This is a genomic window from Arthrobacter sp. JCM 19049, from assembly GCF_001310435.1.
On record NZ_BAXF01000711.1, the window covers coordinates 1 to 897 of the forward strand.

2 protein-coding genes are annotated in these 897 nt (G+C 70.6%); both read right to left on the minus strand.

Annotation, left to right across the window (positions count from 1 at the left end; translation table 11 throughout):
* Positions 1-517 (minus strand): ATP-binding cassette domain-containing protein (locus JCM19049_RS15700; protein ID WP_279403388.1); only part of this gene is annotated, 517 nt, incomplete at its 3' end.
* A partial coding sequence (locus JCM19049_RS15705) for an ATP-binding cassette domain-containing protein (RefSeq protein ID WP_279403389.1) occupies positions 514-897 on the minus strand: 384 nt, incomplete at its 5' end. The genes JCM19049_RS15700 and JCM19049_RS15705, both read right to left, overlap by 4 nt.

Below are 897 nucleotides of genomic sequence, written 5' to 3' on the forward strand. Positions count from 1 at the left end.
GCAACGGCTCGGCAATGATCGATGCGATGCGCTGGCGCGGGTCCAACGCCGAGTCCGGGTTCTGGTAGACCAGCTGGGCCTGGCGCCACAGCTGGTGCCGGCGCCGGCCGTGGGCCGCACCCACCCGCTGCCCGTTGACCCGGATCTGCCCGGACTGCGGTTCCAGCAGGCCCATGATCAGCTTGGCGGTCGTGGACTTGCCCGAACCCGATTCCCCGACCAGGGAGAACGTGGTGCCGCGCGGGACCTGGAAGCTGACCTGGTGCACCGCACGGTGGGCGGTGGCGCCGCGGCCGAAGGTCCTGGACACCTCCTGCACGTCGATCGCGATGTCGGCGTGCGCGACCGGTTGGGGCCGTTGCCGGCTGCCGGTGGCCTGGGCCAGCAGCGCCCGGGTGTAGGGTTCGGTGCTTTCGGTGATCAGCGAGCGCACGCTGCGGTCCTCCAGGATCCGCCCCGAATTCATCACCAGCACCCGGTCGGCGATGTCCGTGGCGACCGCCAGGTCGTGGGTCACGAACAGGACCGTGGTGCCTTTTGCCGGGCCAGGGAGACGAAGACCTCCAGCACGGTGCGCTGCACCGTGACGTCCAGGGCGCTGGTCGGCTCATCGGCGATCAGCAGCTGCGGGTCCAGCGCGAAGGCGATCGCGATCAGCACCCGCTGCTTCAGTCCGCCGGACAGCTCGTGCGGGTACTGGCCCAGCCGGTATTCCGGGCGGTCAACGCCCACGCTTGCCAGCAGTTCGACGGCCCGGGACCGCCATTGGGCCTTGGGCACCGAACGCTGCGGGTGCAGCCGGAACACCTCGATCAGCTGGGAGCCGATGGTCTTCACCGGGTCCAGGCTGGAGCCCGGATCCTGGGGCACCAGCCCGATGCCGGCCCCGCGGATGGC